Genomic DNA, 19,089 nt, shown 5'->3' with positions numbered 1-19,089 from the left:
TGATCTCGTACTAAGCAGCATATAAGTGGCGAAACCACCGCTGGCCGGGCCAGTCGATCGGGCCGGTGCCGCTGGCGACCGGCACCAAGGTGAGCCCGGCGGCGGCGCGACCGGGACGGCGAGCAAGATGGGAGGATGCAGAAGACACACCCGAACGTGCAGGCGGTGCAGTACGCGCTGGAGGCGGCCCGGGCCCGGGACGGTTCCGGCGCGGCCGCCAAGGTGCAGCTGCTGCCGGACGCCGTACACACGGCGGCGGCGGCCGCCGCCGCGCTCGACGTCGAGGTCGGCCAGATCGCCAACTCGTTGATCTTCGACGCGGACGGCGAACCGCTGCTGGTGCTCACCTCCGGCGCGCACCGGGTGGACACCGCCAAGGTCGCCGCCGAACTGGGCGTCACCGCGCTGCGCCGGGCCACCCCGGAGTTCGTCCGGGAACACACCGGGCAACCCATCGGTGGCGTCGCCCCGATCGGGCACCCCAAGCCGGTCCGTACCCTGGTCGACACCGCTTTGCGGCAGTACCCGGAGGTCTGGGCGGCCGGCGGGGTGCCGCGCGCGGTCTTCCCGACCACCTACGCCGAGCTGCTGCGGATCACCGCCGGGACCGCCGCCACCGTCGCGTGAACGTCCCCGACCTGGTCACCCTGCACGTCTGGCGGCTGCCCCGCCGGCGGCTGCTCCGCGCGCCGCCCCGGATGGCGCTGGACGCGCGGCGGCTACGCCGTACCCCCGGGGTGGGGTTCGCCAAGCTGCTCGGCACCGGAACCGGCACCGGATTCGGCCCGACCGACGCCGATCCGCTGCGCTGGTCGGCCGTGGTGGCGTGGGACGACCCCGCCGCCGCCACGGGTTTCGACGCCAGCCCGGTCGGTCGGGCCTGGCGGCGGATCGCCCAGGCCCAGGTCCGGGTCGAGCTACGGCCGATCGTCAGCCACGGCCGCTGGTCGGGGGTGGAACCGTTCGGTGCCCCGCACGGTCGGCGGGTCGCCGCCGATCAGCCGGTCCTGGCGTTGACCCGGGCCCGGCTGCGACCAACCCGGGCGGTGACGTTCTGGCGTTCCATCGCCCCGGTCGCCGCCGCCCTGCGCGACGCAGACGGGCTGTACTGCCGGTTCGGCATCGGTGAGGCGCCGATCGGTTGGCAGGGCACCATTTCCCTGTGGCGCAGTACGGCGGACCTCACCCGGTTCGCGTACCGTCACCCGCAGCACCGGGCGGCGATCGCCCAGACCCCGGTGCGACGCTGGTACGCCGAGGAGCTGTTCGCCCGGTTCGAGGTGCTCGACATCGTCGGCGACCGCACCGTGCTGGGCTGGGACGGCGCAGACGAGGACGAGGACGGAGCATGCGGTGCTGGCAGGACATGAGGAACGGGCACCGATGAGGCTGTTGCCATGGCTGCCCGACGACCTGCTCCGGCGGCTCGACGACGTGGTGAGCGTATACGGCGAGGCGATGAACTACCGGTCCGAGCTGCTGGAGGTCCGCCGCGGCTACATCGCCACCCACGTCCGGCGGCCCGGTTTCCGGGCCGTGGCCACCCTCACCACCGACGGCCAACTCGCCGGCTTCGGCTACGGCTACCACTCGGCCGCCGGCCAGTGGTGGCACGATCAGGTACGCGGCGCGCTGAGCCGGCCCGACCGGCGGATCTGGCTGACCGACTGCTTCGAGGTGGTCGAGTTGCACGTCCGGCCGCAGGCGCAGGGCCACGGAATCGGCGCGCACCAACTGCGTACCCTGCTCGCCCAAGCCGACGGCGCGACCACGTTGCTGTCCACCCCGGAGGCCGACGAGCAGCGGTCCCGGGCCTGGCGGCTGTACCGGCGCTTCGGTTTCGTCGACCTCCTGCGGGACTTCCACTTCCCCGGCGACGAGCGGGCCTTCGCCGTACTCGGGCGGACCCTGCCGCTGCCCCCGCCCGACGCCGCCGGTCGGTAGCCGTGACCGTACGGCGGGCGCTGCCGTGGACACTGCTGGTGCTGCTGGTGCTGGCCCAGATCGGCTATCCGCTCACCTCGGGTACGACCCGGGCCGCGCTGACCGTCGCCACGGTCGCGGTCGGTTTCCTGCTGTCGATGACCCACGCGCTGCTCACCCGGGGTCTCCGTACTGCCGTCGCGGTGCTGGTGGTGACCACCGGCGGCGGTCTGGCTGTCGAGGCCTGCGGGGTGGCGACCGGGTTCCCGTTCGGTGGGTACGACTATGCCGGCACCCTCGGTCCGAAGCTGCTCGGCGTACCGGTGGTGATCCCGCTGGCCTGGACCTGGATGGCGTGGCCGGCGTGGCTGGTGGCGGTACGGCTGACCCGGGCGGCCCGCTCGCGCGGCGGGACGCTGGCCCGGATCGTGGTCGCCGGAGTGGGCCTGGCCAGCTGGGACCTGTTCCTGGACCCGCAGATGGTCGCCGAAGGCCACTGGACCTGGCAGGACACCTCGCTGGCCCTGCCCGGCGTGCCAGACATCCCGGTCGGCAACTACCTCGGCTGGCTGGTCGTGGCGGTGACGATGATGGCGCTGCTGCACCTCACCGCCGGGTCTCCCGCCCGCCGGCCGGCAGGGTCCACCGACGCCCCGATGTACGCGTTGTACCTGTGGACGTACCTGGCCAGTGTCCTGGCCCACGCGGTCTTCCTCGGTCTGCCCGCGTCCGCCGGCTGGGGTGCGCTGGGCATGGGTCTGGTCGCGGTCCCGCTGACGGTGGCGCTGACGCGTGCCCGCCGCACCAGCTGAGCCGGTGGCGGGCGTGAACGGGTGGCGGGCGTGAACGGGTGGACCGTCGCCGTCGCCGTCGGCGTCGTCGCGGTCCTCGCCGGGCTGACCGGGCTGACCGTGGTCAACGCCACCCGCTGGTTGCGCCGGCCGGTGTCGGCCGCCCACGACGACGTCACCGAACCGGTGTCGATCCTGCTGCCGCTGCGCGACGAGGCCGACCGGGTGACGCCGTGCCTGCGGGCGCTGCGCGCCCAGCGGCAGCTGGCCGACTGGGAGATCGTCGTGCTCGACGACGGATCGAGCGACGGCACCGCCGACGTGGTCGCCGACGTGGCCGGCGCCGACCCCCGGGTCCGGCTGCTGACCGGTGTCGAGCCGCCGCCCGGTTGGCTGGGCAAGCCGCACGCCTGCCACCAACTGGCCGAGGCCGCGACGGCACCGGGCCGGGCGGGCGGCGTACTCGTGTTCGTCGACGCCGACGTCGTCCTCGCGCCGCACGCGGTCGCGGCCGCGGTGCGAACCCTGCGGGCGGTGCCGGCGCAGCTGCTCAGCCCGTACCCCCGGATCGTGGCCGACGGGGCCGGGCAGCGTCTGGTCCAGCCGTTGCTGCAGTGGACCTGGCTGACCTTCCTGCCGTTGCGGGCGATGGAGCGTTCGCCACGGACGTCGCTGGCTGCCGCCGGTGGGCAGTTCCTGGTGGTCGACCGGGCCGCGTACCGGCGGGCCGGCGGGCACGCCGCCGTCCGTGACCAGGTGCTGGAGGACATCGGGCTGGCCCGGGCGGTCAAACGCACCGGTGGCCGGATCGCCCTGGCCGACGGCTCCGGCCTGGCCGACTGCCGGATGTACGGGTCGTGGCGGGAACTGTCGGCCGGCTACACCAAGTCGCTGTGGGCGTCGCTGCCGTCCCCGATCGGCGCGGCCGCCGTCGTCGGCGCGCTGACGACGTTGTACGTCCTGCCGCTGCTGCTGGCGCTGACCGGACTGGGCGCGCTGGTCACCGGGCTCGGGCCGGCCGGGCCCGCCGCCGGCCTGGTCGGGGCCGGGTTCACCGGGTACGCCCTCGGTGTCGCCGGCCGGGTCGTCGCCGCCCGGGCCACCGGCGGGCGCGGCTGGCCGGACGGATTGGCACACCCGGTCTCGGTCGCGCTGCTCGGCTGGCTCGTGATCCGGTCTTACCATCTGCGCAACCGGCGACGCCTGTCGTGGCGCGGCCGACCGGTGACCATGCCGCCAACCGCAGGTCCGTAGGAGGAGACGACGATGAGCCGGGTCGTGGTGATCGGTGCCGGGGTGGGCGGGTTGGCCAGCGCGATGCGGCTCGCCGCCGCCGGTCACGACGTCACAGTCATCGAGCGCGCCGACACCGTGGGCGGCAAGCTGGCCCGCTGGTCGCGGCTGACCGCCGAGGGCGTCTTCACCTTCGACACCGGGCCGAGCCTGTTGACGCTGCCGCAGGTCTTCGCCGACCTGTTCGACTCCACCGGCGAACCGCTGGAGAAGGTCCTCGACCTGGTGCCGTTGGACCCGATCGTGCGGCACCGGTTCCCGGGATCGGACGGCGGTAGCGGATCCGACTCGGCCGGCGGCTCGGGATCCGGCGCGGGCGGCGACGCCAGCTGGCTGGACTCGTGCACCGATCCGGCTGTCTTCGCCGAACGCGTCGCGGCGGCCTTCGGCGACCGCGCGGCCGACGACTGGCGGCGGGTCTGGCGGCGGGCCGGCCGGATCTGGGACGCGTCCTGGCGGGACATCTTGCGTCGGGAGGTCGGTTCGCCGTTGGCGGTGGCGCGACTGGCCCACCGGCTCGGTGATCTCGCGGCGATCGCACCCGGGCGGACCCTGCGCGGGGTGCTGCGCCGCGAAGTGGGCGACCATCGCCTGCGGACGCTGCTGGAACGCTACGCCACCTACACCGGCGCCGATCCACGTCGGGCACCGGCCGCGCTGCTGGCCGTCTGCTACGCCGAGCTGACCTTCGGCGGCTGGTACGTCCGAGGTGGACTGGGCGCGCTCGGTGACGCGCTGCTCTCCCGCTGCCTCGATCTGGGGGTGGTCGTCCGGACCGGGTCGACGGTGACCGCGATCGACGCCGCCGGCGGCCGGGTCCACGGGGTACGGGTCGCCGGAGAGGCCCGGCCGGTCCCGGCCGACGTCGTGGTGGCCAACGTGGACGCGCTGCGGGTCTACCGGGAGCTGCTACCGGACGCCCGCCGGCTGGCCCGGCTGACCGACCGCAGCCTCGGTGGGTTCGTGCTGCTGCTGGGGGTACGCGGCCACACCCCCGAACTGGCCCACCACACGGTGTTCTTCCCGCGCGACTACGACGCCGAGTTCGACGCGGTGTTCGGGGCTGCGGGCCGGGGCCGGCCGGCGCGGCCGGCGGCCGATCCGACGGTGTTCGTGACCGTGGCCGACGACCCGGCAGCCCGACCCGACGGACACGAGGCGTGGTTCGTGCTGGTCAACGCGGCCCGGCAGGATCTGTCGCTCGGCGGGGTCGACTGGCGCCGGGCCGGGCTGGCCGACGCCTACGCCGACCAGGTGCTGCGGGTGCTCGCCGAGCGGGGTGTCGACGTACGCGACCGGGTGGTGTTCCGGGAGGTGCGCACCCCGGCGGATCTGGACGCGGCGACCGGCGCGCCGGGTGGTGCGATCTACGGCACCGCCGGCGGTCTGCTGCGACCGGCCAACCGGGGGCCGGCCGCCGGGCTGTTCCTGGTCGGCGGTTCAGTGCATCCCGGTGGCGGGCTGCCGATGGTCACCCTCTCCGCGCAGATCGTCGCCGACCGGATCGGTCCCGCCGGTCGGTGACCGGCTCAAGCCAGGGTTCTGCGACGCTCAGGCGAGGGTCCGGCGGAGCTCAGGCCAGGGTCCGGCGGACGGCGGTCAGCAACTGGGTCAGCCCGAACAGGCCGAGCAGCACCCACACCGCCGTGACCACGGTGAGCACCCCGGCGGCGAGGTCGGACGCGACGAGTGCGGCGAGCCCGGCGAGCAGCAGACCGACCAGCGCCGCGCTGACCCGGGTCGGACGTTCCCCGACGGTCACCGCCCCGATCTCGCGCATCCCGGCCGCGGCTGCTCTGGCCCGCAGGTACTCGTGCAGCCAGGACAGGGCTCCGGCGGCGACGACCAACGGGCCGGGTGCCCCCGCCAGCCAGAAGCCGAGCAGCCAGAACGCCTCGCCCGCCCGGTCGGCGATCGAGTCGTAGACGTAGCCGAGCCGGCTGGTCCGCCCGGTGACGACCGCGAGGGCACCGTCGACGGTGTCGGCCACGGCGGCCAGCAGCACCAGGGCAGCGGCGCCGAGCAGCCCGTACCCGCCGCGTGGGGCGAGCACCGGCACGCCCAGACACAGCACCACACCGGCCACGGTCACCGCCGTCGGGCCGACGCCGAGCCGGCCGAGCAGGTCGGCGATGGCATGCGCGCCACGCAGCCAGTAGCGCACCACCGGGGTCGCGGTCCGTGGGTCGAAGCCACCGTGCAACCGCGCCCAGGTGACGGCGTAGTCCTGCCAGTTGAGCCTGGTCTCCACGACAGCTCAACCGCGCCGCGGCGGTACGGGTGGCGGGGACGTGCGGATCACACCCGGGCGGAGGCCGCGACGGTGAGCCACACCTCACGGGTGGCGGTCGACCGGTTCATGGTGATGAAGTGGATGCCGGGCACACCCTCGTCGAGCAGCCGCTGGCACAGCCGGTTGGCCTGCTCGACGCCGAGTCGGGCGACCGCTTCCTCGTCGTCGGCGACCCGGGCGAACTGGGCGGCCAGGGCCGGTGGGAACGGGGCACCGGAGAGTTGTTCGGAACGCTCGATGGTGGCCAGCTTGGTCACCGGCATCACGCCCGGCAGGATCGGCGTGTCGCAGCCGGCCGCCGCGACCCGGTCGCGCAACCGCAGATAGTCGTCAGCGTCGAAGACCATCTGAGTGATCGCGAAATCGGCACCGGCCCGGCACTTGCGGATGAAGTAGTCGGTGTCGGTCGCGATGTCCGGCGACCGGGGATGCTTGTACGGAAAGGCGGCCACGCCGACGCTGAAGTCGCCGGAACTGCGTACCAGCCGCACCAGGTCCTCGGCGTAGCGCACGCCCTCGGGATGGGCGATCCACTCCCCGGTCGGGTCCCCGGGCGGGTCGCCCCGGACGGCGAGGACGTTGCGGACCCCGACGCTGGCCAGCCGACCGATGACGTTGCGCAGCTCGGCGACGGAATGGTTGACAGCGGTCAGGTGCGCCATCGGCAGCAGCGTGGTCTCGGTGGCGATCCGTTCGGTCAGATCCACGGTGGTGTCGCGGGTGGTGCCGCCGGCACCGTAGGTGATCGACACGAAGGACGGCCGCAACGGCTCCAGCTCGCGGATCGCCTGCCAGAGGAGGCGCTCACCGGCCGGGGTCTTGGGCGGAAAGAACTCGAACGAGAACGTCGGCGCCGCGTCGCGGATCAGGTCCCCGATCGACGGCTGCGAGCCGGGGAGTACGGACGGTAGACCGAGAGCCACACCTGTGACTGTACCGGGTGGCGTGCGACAGCGGCACCGGCCAGCCGATAGCGTCATGGGGTGGCAGAGAGCACGGCCGTGGCCCCGACCGACCAGGCCGATCTACGCCAGCGTGTCGATCACGCGCTGGCCGAGTTCTTCCAGCGGCGGCGGCGCTGGCTGGTCGACGTCGACGAGGCGCTGCGGCCGGTGGCCGCCGCGATCGAGGATTTCGTGCTGGGCGGGGGCAAGCGGCTGCGTCCCGCGTTCGGCTACTGGGGCTATCGGGGTGCCGGCGGACCCGACGACGCGGCGGTGGTGTCGGCGTTGGCCGCGTTGGAGCTGGTCCAGGCCAGCGCCTTGATCCACGACGATCTGATGGACGGTTCGGACACCCGTCGCGGTGAGCCGGCGATCCACCGCCGGTTCGCCGCACAGCACCAGCGGTCCGGTTGGCGCGGCTCGGCCCACGACTTCGGCAGCGCGGCGGCGGTGTTGCTGGGTGACCTGTGCCTGGTCTGGTCGGACGAGGTGCTGCACGGCGCGGGCCTGGACGCCGAGATGCTCCGGCGGGCCCGGCCGGTGTTCGACGAGATGCGCACCGAGGTGACCATCGGGCAGTACCTGGACGTGCTCACCCAGTACACCGCCGACACCTCGGTCGAGCGGGCGAGTCAGGTCGCCCGGTACAAGTCGGCGAAGTACACGGTCGAACGCCCGCTGCTGCTGGGTGCCGCGCTGGCCGACGCGCCACCGCCGCTGGCCCACGCCTACTCGGCATACGGGTTGCCGCTCGGCGAGGCGTTCCAGCTACGCGACGACGTGCTGGGCGTGTTCGGCGATCCCGCGCGGACCGGCAAGCCGGCCGGCGACGACCTGCGGGAAGGCAAGCGGACCTATCTGGTGGCGTCGGCCTACCAGGCCAGCGGGGCCGCCGCTCGCGCGGTGCTGGACCGCCGGCTCGGTGACCCGGCGCTCGACCCCGACGGCATCGCCGAACTACGGGAGCTGATCGTGGCCAGCGGCGCGTTGGCGCTCACCGAGGCCCGGATCGCCGAGTTGACCGAACGGGCGCTGGCCGCGTTGGAACCGGCCGCCGTCGACCCGCTGGCCCGCCAGGTGCTGGTCGAGTTGGCGACGGCGGCGACCAGTCGCACCGGCTGACGCCGCCGGTGCGACTGGTCCCGGTCTGATCCCGGTCTGATCCGCTCTTATCCCGGTCTGATCTCGCTCTGACGAACGACTCAGCCGGTGGACGGTCAGCTCAGCCGGTAGCTGTTGGCGAAATTGCTCGGACTACAGACGTTGAGCTGGTTGCGCACCTGGTCGTAGCTGAATCCGGACGGTACGGTGCAGGCCCAGAGACCGACCACCGGCACCCGGATCCGATAACTGTTGGCGAAATTGCTCGGACTGCACACATTGAGCTGGTTGGACACCTGATCGTAGGTGAACCCGGACGGCACCGTACAGGTGTAGATGTTGTCCCGGGGTGCGCGAATACGGTAACTGTTGGCGAAATTGCTCGGACTGCACACGTTCAGCTGGTTGGACACCTGATCGTAGGTGAACCCGGACGGCACCGTACACGTGTAGATGTTGTCCCGGGGTGCGCGAATACGGTAACTGTTGGCGAAATTGCCGGGGCTGCACACGTTGAGCTGGCGGACCACCTGGTCGTAGGTGTAACCGGCCGGCACCGAGCAGGCGTAGGTGCCGTCCAGGTTCTGGGTGATCGTCCAGCTGAACGAGGCGGTGGCGGTCCGGCTGGCGGCGTCGCGGGCGGTCACCGTCACGGCGTACGTGCTGACGGTGCTCGGTGAGCCCGAGACGAGTCCGGTCGAGGCATTGATCGACAGGCCGGCCGGCAGACCGGTGGCCGACCAGGTGTACGGCGCGGTGCCGCCGGAGGCGGTCAGCTGGAGGCTGGTCGCGACGCCCCGCGAGGTGCTCTGGTGGCCGGGGTTGTTCACGTACGGCGTACCCGGTGTGCCGCCACCGGTGTTGACGAACAGCAGCCGGTTGGGCGAGCCGCTGCCCGGGTTGGTGATCTTGTTGGGGGTGGCGTTGGTGACCATCGTGCTCGCCACCTGGGCGGGGGTGAGACCCGGGTTGCCGCCCAGGATCAGCGCGGCACCGCCGGCGACGTGCGGTGCCGCCATCGAGGTGCCGCTGATGGTGTTGGTCGCGCTGTCGCTGGTGTGCCAGGGTGCGGTGATGCTGACGCCGGGGGCGAAGATGTCGGTGCAGCTGCCGTAGTTGGAGAACGAGGCGCGGGCGTCGTTGCTGCCGCTGGCGTTGACGGTGATCGCCTCGGCGACCCGGGCCGGGGTGAAGTTGCACGCGTTGGAGCTGGAGTTGCCGGAGGCGATCGCGTAGACGACACCGTCGGCGATGGAGCGGCGGACCGCGTTCTCCAGGGTGGTGTTGCTGCCGGAGCCACCGAGGCTCATGTTGGCCACCGCCGGGCCGGAGGTGTGGTGGCCGGTCACCCAGTCGACCCCGGCCGCCACCGCGGCGAACGAGCCGCTGCCGGCGCAGTCGAGCACCTTCACCGCGATCAGCCGGACCGACTTGGCGACTCCGTAGGCGTTGCCGCCGACGGTGCCGGCCACGTGGGTGCCGTGCCCGTTGCAGTCCGAGTTGCTGCCGCCCACGGTGTTGGTGCCCCACACCGCGCGGCCGCCGAAGTCGCCGTGCGTGGTGCGGATTCCGGTGTCGATGATGTACGCGGTGACGTTCGACGCGGTGTTCGGATAGGTGTAGGCGTTGTCCAGTGGCAGATTCCGCTGGTCGATCCGGTTGAGGCCCCAGGACGGCGGATTGGTCTGCGTGGCGGTGGTGCGCACCTCGCCGTCCTGCTCGACGTAGGCGACGTCGGGGTGGGCCGCCAGCAGCCGGGCGGCCCGTTCGCTGAACCTGCCGGCGAATCCGCGCAACGCGTGCCGGTAGGTGTGGTCGACCCGGGCGCCGTGGCGACCGGCGAGGGTGGCGGTGAGTTGGTCGACCCGACGGGCGGGCATCTCACCGTCCTTGAACACGACGATGTAACTGTCTTTGATGGCCGCCGGATTGCTGGTGCCGAGAATCCCGGACACGGCCTGCGCGGGTGTGGCGGCGACGGTGGTGAACGCCACCAGTGCCGCCAGGACCGTGCCGATGGCGGCGAGCCGCCGGACGCGAATCGGATGAACCTTTCCCATGGCAGAAATCTCTCCCTCGGGCAAGACATGACAGGCAGACCGGCTCGCGCGACCGTGGCATTGACGCTAAGCGATCAGGTGGCCAAAATCAACGATAAGAAGTGCCTATACTCTGGCCCTTTTAAATGAATTCGGACACCTCGATCGATCAAAACCCCGTTCCACGGCGCGGACGCGCGCCGAGCGCCGCGGTGGCGACGAGAGCCGAGCGACGGTCGAGGTCAGCGGTGATCCGATGAACGGCGACGCTGGCGGTGGCGCAACCAGGCCAGCAGCCAGTCACCGGTGCCGGCGACCGGGGTGCGTTGCACACCACGCCGACCGAGCCAGACCCACACCGACAAGGTGCACAACACCAGCGCGAACCCGAACAACAGGTCCTCGACCGGGGCGTACGCGATCCGCAGCCCGATGATGGCCGCCGGGTCGTACCGCACGATGTCGCGGCCGGTCAGAATCCCGTTGGAGAGCAGCTGGAAGCCGACGATGATCGGATAGGTGGCCCAGAAGACCGCCCGCAGGACCAGTCGGGTACGCAGCACCACGAGATCCAACAGCACGGCGGCGACCACCCCGCAGATCGCGGCGAGGGTGTAGCTCACCGGACCGCCCGCCGCTGGTCGGCCGAAGCCCCGTCGTCGCCGGGCGGCGACGTCCCGTCCCCACCGGCGGGAGCCGCCGCCTCCGCCGCCGCCTCCGCCGGTGACGCCGCCGGTGACGCCGCCGGTGACGCCTCGTCGCCGGCGGACCAGCGGTCGCCCGGCAGACGTTGCCGCCCGGGCGGCGTACGCACCGCGCGGACCGCTTCGAAGCCGAGCACGGCGCAGATCGGCACGATCACGAAGAACAGCAACTCGTCGAGGGGCAACCGGCCGGGCAGCAGCACCCCGGTCGTCTGGTCGGGGTCGAACGTCCAGTGTCCGGCGGCGATCGCGGCGATGTCCCAGGCGACGAAGACCACCACGACCGGGACCAGCGTCAACAGCAGCCGCCGCCAGCGACGGAACACGTTGACCCGCAGGATCGGCTCCAGCCAGAGCGCGGCGAGCAGGCACCCGGCGAGTACGCCGAGATAGGCCAGCCGGGACATCGTGCTCAGAAGCCTTCAGCCTGGGCGCGCCGTTTGACCTCGCGGGCGCGGTCACCACCGAGCGCCGCCGCCGGGGTGCCGGGCAGGGAGTCGTCCGGGCGGTACAGCCAGCGCAGCGTCTCCTCGTCCGAGAAGCCGGCGTCGTGCAGCAGGGTGAGGATGCCCGGCAGGTGCTTGCGCACCGTACGGTTGGCGACGAGTTCCGCCGGTACGCGCCGGACACCGTCGCGGCGGACAGCCAGCAACTCGCGGTCGCGGATCATCTGGTGCACCTTGCTGATCGACACCTCGAGTCGCTCGGCGACGTCGGGCAAGGTGAACCACTCGGCGGGCTCCGCCGCGTCGAGGTGGGTGGCGGAGGGCGAGGTGCCAGCGGCAGGAGGTAGCGCTCCGGCGGAGGCGGGATCGGTCACCACACCACCCTGCCACGTACCGACCACGCCCGACCACGCCGCCCCGCCGGAACGCCCACCCGACGGGCACCCGGGTCAGGTAACGGTTTGGCCCGGTTCGGTGGACCGGGCACGATCGGTGTTCTACCCCCACGTCCCGGCCGCATAGACTGCCTGCCGATGGACACACAGGTCGCCGACTCGCTGCTGGGCTCGTTGATCGACGGGCGGTACCGCATCCGTACCCGGGTGGCACGGGGCGGGATGGCGACCGTGTACACCGCGACCGACGAGCGGCTGGAACGCACCGTCGCACTGAAGATCATTCATCCGTCGCAGGCCCGTGACGCGCACGGCCAGTCCGCCGGATTCCTGGACCGGTTCACCGACGAGGCCAAGACCATCGCCCGGCTCACCCATCCGAACGTGGTCGCCGTCTACGACCAGGGCACCCACGACGGCTTGCCGTACCTGGTGATGGAGTACGTCCGGGGCAGCACCTTGCGCGAGGTACTGACGCAGCGCCGACGGTTGAACCCGGGCGAGGCGTTGGCGATCCTCGAACAGATGCTCGCCGCGATCGGTGCCGCGCACCGGGCCGGCCTGGTGCATCGGGACGTCAAACCCGAGAACGTGCTGGTGGCCGAGGCGCCGACCGGCGGTTCCGGCAACCTGATCGACAGTGTGGTCAAGGTAGCCGACTTCGGGCTGGCCCAGGCGGTCGAGGCCAGCGCGGACGCCGCCGATGGCGGGCAGTTGATGGCGACGGTCGCGTACGTGGCACCGGAACTGGTGACCGAGGGACGCGCCGACCCGAGGACCGACGTCTACTCGGCCGGGATCGTGCTGTTCGAGATGCTCACCGGACGGGTCCCCTACGACGGCGACCGCCCGGCGGAGGTGGCCTGGCAGCACGTCGACCAGGACGTCCCGCCGCCGTCCCAGGTGGTGCCCGGCGTACCGGCGATGGTCGACGACCTGGTCGTCCAGGCCACCCGCCGGGACCCCGGTCAGCGTCCCACCGACGCCGGCGCGTTGCTGTCCGAGGTGCAGGTGGTCCGGGACGATCTCGGCAACGCCAGCGCGAACACCGCCGTACTGCGTCAGGTGGCACAGCCCACGACGGCGCTGGCCGCGGTCGAACCGGCACAACGGCCGTCCTGGGCCAGGCTGCCCGAGCCGAAGGAGAAGCGGGACAAGGCGGCACCGCGCCGACGGGCGGCACCGGGCACCGTGGTCCGCTCGGCGGCGGCCGGCGGCCCGGCCGTGGTGCACAGCGCCGGTGACGGCAGGTCCGGGCGACGACGCGGCGACGACGGCCGGGCCGAACCGACCGGTCGGCGGGCCGGCTCGGCGGGCCGGCGGGCCGGCTCGGCGGGCCGGGCCGGTGGCGGATCGGGTGGGCTACGGGAGCGGCTCGCCACCGATCCTCGGGCCAGGACCACCGCGATCGCCGGCGCGGTGGCGCTGATCCTGGTGGTCGCGCTGGGCGGCTGGTGGCTCGGCGCGGGCCGCTACACGTCCGCGCCGGACCTCGTCAGCCTGAACGGTTCCGACGCCCAGACCGTGGCGGCCCGGGAGGGGTTCACCGTACGGTTCGCCGACCCTCGCCACGACGAGAACGTCGCCGCCGATCTGGTGCTGGCCCAGGAGCCGCCGTCCACCAGCCGGATCGTGCGCGGCGGCGAGATCGTGCTCACCTTGTCGCTGGGTCCGGAGCGCTACCAGGTGCCCGACGTCGTCGGCAAGACGCTCGACCTGGCGCAGGTCGATCTGGAGAAGGCCCGGCTCACCATCGAACAGGCACCTGACCGCTACGACGACAACCTGCCGGCCGGGGTGGTGCTGAGCGTCGATCCACCGGTCGGCACCGAGGTCAAACCGGGCGATCTGGTGACGGTGACGGTCAGCAAGGGCCGCGCGCCGATCACCGTGCCGAACGTGATCGGGTTGACCGTGAACGAGGCGCAGCGCATCCTCGAGGAACTCGGTCTGGAGCCGCTGGTCGCCTCGGAGGACTCGGACAAGCCGAAGGACCAGGTGATCGACCAGGACCCGCCGGACGGGGCCGGTGCCGAGCAGGGCGCCGAGATCAAGCTCAAGGTCAGCAAGGGACCGCCGGCGATCGCGGTGCCGCGCGTCGTCGACCTTCCGTGTCAGGACGCCGCCGGCCAGCTTCAGGCCTTGGGCTTCGCGGTACGCGTCGACTTCAACCCCAACGGCACCGTGCGGTACCAGAACCCCGGCGAGGGATCCGAGGTGCCACCGGGGACCGAGATCGTGATCGGCTGCTTCTGAAGATGGCAGGAGACAACCAGGTCGACCCGGGTCGGCTGATCGGGTCGCACACGCCGACCTCCGGCGGGCTGGCGCGGGCCGCGCTGCCGTACGCCGACGCCGCCGGCTCGCAGGTGGTGCAGGTGTACGTCGGCAACTCACGCGGTTGGGCGCTACCCGACGGTGACCCGGCGCAAGACGTCGCGTTCCGCGACGGCTGTGCCGACCGTGGCCTGCCCGCCTACGTGCACGCCTCGCTGCTGGTGAATCTGGGCTCGCCGACGGCCGCCACCGTCGAGCGGTCCACCGCCACCCTGGAGCACGCGTTGCGCCGGGGCCGGGAGATCGGCGCCGACGCGGTGGTCTTCCACGCTGGCAGCGCGGTCGACGACGGATACGCCGATACGGCGATGCGCCAGGTACGGGCAGCACTGCTGCCCCTGCTGGACGCGGCCGACGCGGCGGACGGGCCGATGCTGCTGGTCGAGCCGAGCGCCGGTGGCGGCCGGTCACTGGCCTCCCGGGTCGAACATCTGGAGCCCTACCTGGCGGCGGTCGACTGGCATCCCCGGATGGGGGTCTGTTTCGACACCTGCCACGCCTGGGCCGCCGGCCACGACCTTGCGGCCCCCGGCGGGATGACGGCGACTCTGGACGCGCTGGTCACGGCGGTCGGCGCGGATCGACTGCGGTTGGTGCACGCCAACGATTCCCGCGACCCGTGCGGGTCGACCCGGGACCGGCACGAGACGATCGGCAAGGGCGCCATCGGGATGGGCGCGTTCGCCGAGCTGATGGCCCACCCGGCGACCGCCGGCGTGCCGGTGCTGGTCGAAACCCCGACCGAGAAACACCTGGGGCACGCCGCCGACATCGCCACCCTGCGGCAGCTGACGTGACAGCTCAGCTGGCCTGACTGGGGACCTTGTCCCTCAGCGGTCTGGGGACCTTGTCGCTCAGCGGTCGAGAATGCCGATCAAAACCTCGGCGGCCCGGTCCACGGCGGGGTCGTCGACGTCGAGATGGGTGACCAGCCGGGCCGCGTCCGGGCCGACCACCGAGACACCGACGCCGTCGGCCCGCGCGGCGGCGGCCAGGGCGGGCGCGTCCACGACGGCCTTCGACAGGTCGAGCCGGACGATGTTGGTGCGGACCCGGGCCGGGTCGACGACACCGTACGGGGCCAGGGCCTGAGCCAGCCGGGCCGCGCGAACGTGGTCGTCGGCGAGCCGACCCAGGTGGTGCCGCAGCGCGTACCGACCGGCGGCGGCGAGCACGCCGGCCTGGCGCATCCCACCGCCCAACCGTTTGCGCAACCGCCGGGCCTCGGCGATGCGCTCCGCGCTGCCGACCAGCAGTGAACCGACCGGCGCGCCGAGCCCCTTGGACAGGCAGACCGACAGCGTGTCGAACAGCGCTCCGTAGCTGGCCAGCGGGACACCCGTGACCACGTGCGCGTTCCAGATCCGGGCACCGTCGCAGTGCAGGGCGACGCCGGCCTCGGCGGTGACGGCGCGCAGCCGCCGCAGCACGTCCAGCCCGACGATCTCGCCACCGGACCGGTTGTGGGTCAGTTCGACGGCTACGGCGCGGGTCGGCACGGCGCCGTACCCGTCGGGACGGATCATCGCCGTGACCAGGTCCGCGTCGAGGTCGCCGCCGGCCGCCGGCCAGGTCCGTGAGGAGATTCCACCGTACGCGGCGGCGGCCGCGGCCTCGTAGGTGACCACGTGTGCGTCGGCGTCGCAGAGCAGTTCGCCACCGCGCGGCACCAGCAGCTGCAGGGCGACCTGGTTGGTCATCGTCCCGGTCGGGGCGAACAGGGCGGCCTCGTGGCCGAAGAGCGCGGCCACCTCGGCCTGCAGCACGTTGACGGTCGGGTCCTCGCCGTACACGTCATCGCCGACCTCGGCGGCGGCCATCGCGGCCCGCATGCCGTCGGTCGGCCGGGTCACCGTGTCGGACCGCAGGTCGATCAGCCCGCCGGGGTACGCCGCCGGTGCCGGTGCCGGTGTCGCATCAGCCACGGAGCATCTCCGCGACGAGGAAGGCCAGTTCGAGCGACTGCTGGGTGTTGAGTCGGGGGTCGCAGGCCGTTTCGTAGCGGTCCGGCAGGTGGATGTCCTCGATCGCCTGGGCACCGCCGAGGCATTCGGTGACGTCCTCGCCGGTCAACTCGACGTGCAGGCCACCCGGATGGGTCCGCAGACCCCGGTGCACCTCGAAGTAGCCGAGCACCTCGTCGACGATCCGGTCGAAGTGCCGGGTCTTGTAACCGTTGGAGGACTCGTGGGTGTTGCCGTGCATCGGGTCGCACTGCCACACCACCCGGGCGCCGGCGGCGGTGACCTTCTCCACGATCGGCGGCAGGGCGTCGCGGACCTTGTGGTTGCCCATCCGACTGATCAACGTGAGCCGGCCCGGGACGTTGTCGGGGTTGAGCTTCTCGCACAGCTCCAGAGCCTGCTCGGAGCTGGTGCCGGGGCCGAGCTTGACGCCGATCGGGTTGGCGATGCGGGAGATGAAGTCGATGTGCGCGCCGTCGATCTGTCGGGTCCGCTCCCCCACCCAGAGGAAATGCCCGGACAGGCCGTAGGCACGGTCGTCGGAGATCCGGGTCAGCGCCCGGTCGTACTCCAGGGCGAGCGCCTCGTGCGAGCAGTAGAGGGTCACCGTCCGCAGGGCTTCGTCGTCGGTCATCCCGCAGGCCCGGATGAAGGCGAGAGCCCGGTCGATCTCCCGGGCGATCGCCTCGTAGCGTTCGCCGGCCGGGGAGCGCTTGACGAATCCCTTGTTCCAGTCGTGAACAGCGTGCAGGTCGGCCAGTCCGCCGGCGAGGTAGGCGCGGAGCATGTTCATGGCGGCGGCCGAGTTGGCGTACGCGCGGATCATGCGCTGCGGGTCGGCGACGCGCGCCTGCGGCGTCGTGTCCAAGGAGTTGATCATGTCGCCGCGATATGCCGGTAGGCCGAGCGCGTCCGTGGGCGACGACCGGGGTTTGGTGTACTGCCCCGCCACCCGGGCGACCTTGACCACGGGCAGCGACGCGCCGTAGGTGAGCACCACCGCCATCTGCAGGATCGTGCGGGCGTTGGCCAGCAGGTGACTCTCGGTGTTGTCGGTGAAGGTCTCGGCGCAGTCACCGCCCTGCAGCAGGAACGCCTTGCCGTCGCAGACCAGGGCGAGCCGTTCGCGCAGCTGGTCGACCTCGTACGGGGCGACCACCGAGGGAACGTTGTCCAGCACCTGACACACCTCGTCGACCACGGCCGGGTCCGGCCAGGGCGGCGTCTGCGCGCGCGGCAGGGTCCGCCACCGGTCCAGTCCGAGCGCCGCGTCCTCGACCGAGTCCACGGTCGGGCGGCTGGTCTGCAAGCTGGGATGGCCCACGGCGGGGTAGCTGAGCTGATGCCATTCTTGGCCCATGCGCAGAGCCTAGTCCGACGTTCACCCGGCCGGCTCGCCGGCCGGCGGCGGGGCGGTCGACTCGGTGGTCGCCGCGCTCGTCGGGGCCAGCGTCTCGTCGTGGATGCACCAGGATTCGCCGTCGTCGACCGGGGTGACGGTGAACAGCAGCTCGACCGGGGTCACCACGGTACCGGTGGCGACCGTCACGGTCGCGGTCACTTCGTGGCCCACCGGCACCTGTCGGGTGTCGGTGATCTCCGCCTCGGGCACGGTGAAGTGTGGCGCGAAATCACCGTTGGCGCTGGTCGCGCTACTGTCGAAGATCAGTTGGGTGGCGGGACACAGCTGCGCGCGGCCCAGGGCTACGTCCTTGGCCCGCATCGCGTCCAGATAGTCGTGCACCACCTGCCGTGCCTGGTCCTGACCGGCGGGCCGTACGGGCGTCGGGGTCCCGCTCGGCACGGGTGCCGGATCGGCGGTGCAGCCGGCGGTCAGCAGCAGTCCGGCGAGCAGGCAACCGGCGCCCCGGAGGGCTCGGGCGGCTACGGTCCGCATCGCGCTCCTTCGTCTACGGTCCGCATCGCGCTCCTTCGTCCCGGCTCGACCGACGAGTGCTCGACCGACGAGTCTACGTACCGTCCGGTGCCGCCGCGCTCAGCCTTGGTCGGGAAGCGCGTCGCGCCGGGCGGGCTCCACCCGGCCGGCGGTCAGGGCGGCGGCGACGGCGTCCGCCACCTGACTGACGTAGCGTGCCGGCAACGGCGTCCGGGCCACCGCCAGCCGCCAGTACAGCGGGCCCACCATCAGGTCGACCAGCAGGTCGGGATCGGTGTCGTCGGCGAGTTCGCCGCGTCGTACCGCCCGGCTCGCCACCAGGGTTCCGATGTCGCGTTGGCTGTCGCGCAGGGCGGTTTGCAGGGTCTGCGCGATCGCCGGGTTGCGGGCCGCCTCGGCGAGCAGGTCCGGCACGATCTGACTGGCCAGGGGATGTCGCAGGGCGCGGGCGGCGAACGACAGCACCAGTTCGAGGTCACCGCGCAGGGTGCCGGTGTCGGGGATCGTGGTGACCTTCACGGCGACCGCCGACACGATCTCGATCACCATGTCCAGCTTCGAGGCCCACCGCCGGTAGACAGCGGTCTTGCCGACCCCGGCCCGCCGCGCCACCGCCTCGATCGACATCCGGCCGTAGCCGACCGAGGCCAGTTCCTCGAAGACGGCGGTTCGGATCGCCTGCGTCACCTCTTCGCGCAGCACCGCGGCACCGGCGGGAGCTCGCTTTCCGTCGACCTGCATCCACCCGAGTGTACGCCGACGTCGATACGGTTGCGTATCGCCGTCCGCTCCCCTACCGTTTCGGTCAGGACGCGACGGTATCGTTCCGTGCCACCGGACCCGCCGGGTGGTCGACGCACCCAGGTGATCATCGGCGACGAACCCGTGCGATCAGGGTCCCTGGTCGGAAGCGGTGCTGGTCGGCCCGAGGCCACCCAGTGGTGCCGGTCGGAACGGCCACC

At 72.2% G+C, this 19,089-nt stretch carries 18 protein-coding genes and 2 pseudogenes; 9 read left to right on the top strand and 11 right to left on the bottom strand.

All coding sequences use genetic code 11. From position 1 onward, the window contains the following. Positions 1-135: 135 nt before the first annotated feature. Genes O7632_RS14065 through crtI form a run of 6 tightly spaced genes read left to right on the top strand, consistent with a single transcriptional unit; the run spans position 136 to position 5,531 of the window. Positions 136-627 (top strand): YbaK/EbsC family protein, encoded by a 492-nt coding sequence (locus tag O7632_RS14065; RefSeq protein ID WP_278114659.1) that lies wholly within the window; start codon positions 136-138, stop codon positions 625-627. Next, entirely contained in the window at positions 624-1,370 is a 747-nt protein-coding gene (locus tag O7632_RS14060; RefSeq protein ID WP_278114657.1) for a monooxygenase, read from the top strand. The genes O7632_RS14065 and O7632_RS14060 overlap by 4 nt, the downstream gene beginning before the upstream one ends. Positions 1,371-1,383: 13 nt before the next feature. After that, a complete protein-coding gene (locus O7632_RS14055) occupies positions 1,384-1,944 on the top strand; it encodes a GNAT family N-acetyltransferase (RefSeq protein ID WP_278114655.1) in 561 nt (186 codons plus the stop codon). Between the two features lie 2 nt (positions 1,945-1,946). Beyond that, a complete protein-coding gene (locus tag O7632_RS14050; RefSeq protein ID WP_278114654.1) occupies positions 1,947-2,735 on the top strand; it encodes a carotenoid biosynthesis protein in 789 nt (262 codons plus the stop codon). 30 nt (positions 2,736-2,765) lie between these two features. Further along, positions 2,766-3,968 (top strand): glycosyltransferase family 2 protein, encoded by a 1,203-nt coding sequence (locus O7632_RS14045; RefSeq protein WP_278114652.1) that lies wholly within the window; start codon positions 2,766-2,768, stop codon positions 3,966-3,968. A gap of 12 nt (positions 3,969-3,980) precedes the next feature. Continuing rightward, a complete protein-coding gene (crtI, locus tag O7632_RS14040; RefSeq protein WP_278114650.1) occupies positions 3,981-5,531 on the top strand; it encodes a phytoene desaturase family protein in 1,551 nt (516 codons plus the stop codon). 49 nt (positions 5,532-5,580) lie between these two features. On the opposite strand, the gene O7632_RS14035 is transcribed toward crtI, so the two are convergent. Continuing rightward, complete coding sequence (locus O7632_RS14035; protein ID WP_278114649.1) at positions 5,581-6,258, bottom strand: CDP-alcohol phosphatidyltransferase family protein; 678 nt, start codon at positions 6,256-6,258, stop codon at positions 5,581-5,583. A 47-nt stretch (positions 6,259-6,305) separates the two neighbouring features. Further along, positions 6,306-7,223 carry a methylenetetrahydrofolate reductase [NAD(P)H] gene (gene metF, locus O7632_RS14030; protein ID WP_278114648.1) on the bottom strand — a complete coding sequence of 306 codons (918 nt, stop codon included), beginning with the start codon at positions 7,221-7,223 and terminating at the stop codon, positions 6,306-6,308. A gap of 60 nt (positions 7,224-7,283) precedes the next feature. Between metF and O7632_RS14025 the strand changes: the two genes are divergently transcribed. Then, the gene (locus O7632_RS14025; RefSeq protein WP_278114646.1) at positions 7,284-8,366 is read left to right on the top strand and encodes a polyprenyl synthetase family protein; all 1,083 of its coding nucleotides are present in this window, start codon (positions 7,284-7,286) and stop codon (positions 8,364-8,366) included. Positions 8,367-8,461: 95 nt separating this feature from the next. Here the strand turns inward: O7632_RS14025 and O7632_RS32230 are convergent. The 5 genes and pseudogenes from O7632_RS32230 to O7632_RS14005 all read right to left on the bottom strand — a co-directional run. After that, positions 8,462-9,169, bottom strand: a pseudogene (locus O7632_RS32230) (Ig domain-containing protein); the annotation flags it as partial. Between the two features lie 27 nt (positions 9,170-9,196). Next, positions 9,197-10,405 (bottom strand): annotated as a pseudogene (locus tag O7632_RS14020) (S8 family peptidase); the annotation flags it as partial. Between the two features lie 221 nt (positions 10,406-10,626). Continuing rightward, the gene (locus O7632_RS14015; protein WP_278114644.1) at positions 10,627-11,007 is read right to left on the bottom strand and encodes a lycopene cyclase domain-containing protein; all 381 of its coding nucleotides are present in this window, start codon (positions 11,005-11,007) and stop codon (positions 10,627-10,629) included. Next, positions 11,004-11,495: a lycopene cyclase domain-containing protein gene (locus tag O7632_RS14010; RefSeq protein WP_278114643.1), complete on the bottom strand. Its 492-nt coding sequence runs from the start codon at positions 11,493-11,495 to the stop codon at positions 11,004-11,006. The genes O7632_RS14015 and O7632_RS14010 overlap by 4 nt, the downstream gene beginning before the upstream one ends. Before the next feature lie 5 nt (positions 11,496-11,500). After that, a complete protein-coding gene (locus tag O7632_RS14005; RefSeq protein ID WP_347403574.1) occupies positions 11,501-11,908 on the bottom strand; it encodes an Rv2175c family DNA-binding protein in 408 nt (135 codons plus the stop codon). 159 nt (positions 11,909-12,067) lie between these two features. Here O7632_RS14005 and O7632_RS14000 point away from each other — a divergent pair, with 159 nt between their 5' ends. After that, positions 12,068-14,185 carry a Stk1 family PASTA domain-containing Ser/Thr kinase gene (locus O7632_RS14000; RefSeq protein ID WP_278114642.1) on the top strand — a complete coding sequence of 706 codons (2,118 nt, stop codon included), beginning with the start codon at positions 12,068-12,070 and terminating at the stop codon, positions 14,183-14,185. Positions 14,186-14,187: 2 nt separating this feature from the next. Then, entirely contained in the window at positions 14,188-15,063 is an 876-nt protein-coding gene (locus O7632_RS13995) for a deoxyribonuclease IV (protein WP_278114640.1), read from the top strand. Between the two features lie 57 nt (positions 15,064-15,120). On the opposite strand, the gene O7632_RS13990 is transcribed toward O7632_RS13995, so the two are convergent. The 4 genes from O7632_RS13990 to O7632_RS13975 all read right to left on the bottom strand — a co-directional run bounded on the left by O7632_RS13990 (position 15,121) and on the right by O7632_RS13975 (position 18,868). After that, positions 15,121-16,143: a GntG family PLP-dependent aldolase gene (locus tag O7632_RS13990; protein ID WP_278120042.1), complete on the bottom strand. Its 1,023-nt coding sequence runs from the start codon at positions 16,141-16,143 to the stop codon at positions 15,121-15,123. A gap of 40 nt (positions 16,144-16,183) precedes the next feature. Beyond that, positions 16,184-17,590, bottom strand: a complete 1,407-nt coding sequence (locus O7632_RS13985; RefSeq protein WP_278114638.1) for a 3-deoxy-7-phosphoheptulonate synthase class II — start codon at positions 17,588-17,590, stop codon at positions 16,184-16,186. A 21-nt stretch (positions 17,591-17,611) separates the two neighbouring features. Beyond that, entirely contained in the window at positions 17,612-18,127 is a 516-nt protein-coding gene (locus O7632_RS13980; protein WP_278114636.1) for a hypothetical protein, read from the bottom strand. A gap of 99 nt (positions 18,128-18,226) precedes the next feature. Next, entirely contained in the window at positions 18,227-18,868 is a 642-nt protein-coding gene (locus tag O7632_RS13975) for a TetR/AcrR family transcriptional regulator (RefSeq protein ID WP_278114634.1), read from the bottom strand. Positions 18,869-19,089: the final 221 nt, after the last annotated feature.

Origin of the sequence: Solwaraspora sp. WMMD406, from assembly GCF_029626025.1 — a bacterium.
Classification (GTDB): Bacteria; Actinomycetota; Actinomycetes; order Mycobacteriales; family Micromonosporaceae; genus Micromonospora_E.
This window is presented reverse-complemented; position numbering and strand designations above follow the sequence as displayed.

Excerpts from the sequence above, each read along its gene's own strand:
- O7632_RS14065 (WP_278114659.1), top strand. The coding sequence starts at position 136 with ATGCAGAAGACACACCCGAACGTGCAGGCGGTGCAGTACGCGCTGGAG.
- O7632_RS14055 (WP_278114655.1), top strand. The coding sequence starts at position 1,384 with ATGAGGCTGTTGCCATGGCTGCCCGACGACCTGCTCCGGCGGCTCGAC.
- crtI (WP_278114650.1), top strand. The coding sequence starts at position 3,981 with ATGAGCCGGGTCGTGGTGATCGGTGCCGGGGTGGGCGGGTTGGCCAGC.
- O7632_RS14010 (WP_278114643.1), bottom strand. The coding sequence starts at position 11,495 with ATGTCCCGGCTGGCCTATCTCGGCGTACTCGCCGGGTGCCTGCTCGCC.
- O7632_RS14000 (WP_278114642.1), top strand. The coding sequence starts at position 12,068 with ATGGACACACAGGTCGCCGACTCGCTGCTGGGCTCGTTGATCGACGGG.
- O7632_RS13995 (WP_278114640.1), top strand. The coding sequence starts at position 14,188 with ATGGCAGGAGACAACCAGGTCGACCCGGGTCGGCTGATCGGGTCGCAC.
- O7632_RS13985 (WP_278114638.1), bottom strand. The coding sequence starts at position 17,590 with ATGGGCCAAGAATGGCATCAGCTCAGCTACCCCGCCGTGGGCCATCCC.
- O7632_RS13980 (WP_278114636.1), bottom strand. The coding sequence starts at position 18,127 with ATGCGGACCGTAGCCGCCCGAGCCCTCCGGGGCGCCGGTTGCCTGCTC.
- O7632_RS13975 (WP_278114634.1), bottom strand. The coding sequence starts at position 18,868 with ATGCAGGTCGACGGAAAGCGAGCTCCCGCCGGTGCCGCGGTGCTGCGC.